Source organism: Polynucleobacter sp. 35-46-11 (genome assembly GCF_002281105.1).
The window spans coordinates 1-1,111 of record NZ_NCFJ01000708.1; the positions used below are offsets into that span (position 1 = coordinate 1).

At 42.0% G+C, this 1,111-nt stretch carries 2 protein-coding genes and 1 pseudogene; all 3 read left to right on the forward strand.

The features are described from left to right. The first annotated feature begins 34 nt into the window (after window positions 1–34). Window positions 35–361: a MarR family winged helix-turn-helix transcriptional regulator gene (locus tag B7Y67_RS18985; protein WP_367227317.1), complete on the forward strand. Its 327-nt coding sequence runs from the start codon at window positions 35–37 to the stop codon at window positions 359–361. Between the two features lie 22 nt (window positions 362–383). Further along, entirely contained in the window at window positions 384–941 is a 558-nt protein-coding gene (locus B7Y67_RS18990; protein ID WP_293599964.1) for a flavodoxin family protein, read from the forward strand. A gap of 32 nt (window positions 942–973) precedes the next feature. Further along, window positions 974–1,111 (forward strand): annotated as a pseudogene (locus B7Y67_RS18995) (pirin family protein); the annotation flags it as partial.

The following is a 1,111-nucleotide window of genomic DNA, read 5'->3' on the forward strand; positions in this document are numbered from 1 at the left end:
CTCTGCAGATCACATTAGGGGCATGGGTCTCACCATGACCCAGTTTGATATTGTTGCGACCCTTGGAAATCAACCGCCAATGACTTGTAAGGAGCTAGGCGAAAAGACGCTGGTTTCAAAAGGAACCATGACTGGAGTACTAGAGAGACTTATAGCAAAAGGTTTAATAAAAAAGTACGTCAATGTAGATGATGGCAGAAGCTACAAAATTGGGTTAAGTAAAGCAGGTGAGAAATTATTTAAAAAGATATTTCCCGATCATGTGAAATATCTTGCCAAAGCAATGGATGGGCTCAGTAAAAAAGAATTGGATCAAATAGTGCTTGTATTAAGAAATGTGAAAGCATTATTTAGTAAGTAAATTTAACAATAAAGGAGATGCGATGACTAAAGTTGCAGTGGTATTTCATAGTGGCTATGGGCACACGGTAAAGCAGGCAGAATCTGTTGCTAAGGGCGCCAACGGTATATTGATCTCAATAGATGCTGAGGGCAATATCACCGATTCTCAGTGGGAGATCCTAAACGCTGCAGATGCAATAGTGTTTGGTTCACCAACTTATATGGGAACAGTCAGTTGGCAGTTTAAGAAGTTTGCTGATGCTAGCTCGAAGATTTGGTATGGGCAGCAATGGAAAGACAAGATCTTTGGTGGATTCACAAACTCTGCCACGATGAATGGTGATAAGCACTCTACATTGCATTACTTCTTTACCTTGGCAATGCAGCATTCGGGTATTTGGGTTGGCACTGGTTTAATGCCTTCTAACGCTAAATCTGCCAAACGTGATGATGTGAATTATGTAGGCTCATCCGCAGGGGCAATGATGCAGACACCTTCAGATGCTAGTACTGAGGAGGTGAATTCAGGCGACTTAGAAACGGCCCGCTTGTATGGTGAGCGTATTGCAAAAATCACAAGTCAGTTTAAGAGGTCTTAATTAGGATTGGTTGATCAGCGATTGGTTAAATTATGAAGAAATGTATTGGCATACAAGGCAATGATCAGGGACATTGGGTGGGCGATGGCTTCCCAGTGCGAACCTTGTTTTTCTATCAGCATCTAGGAAAACAAATGAGTCCATTCCTGATGCTTGATTACGCCGGTCCA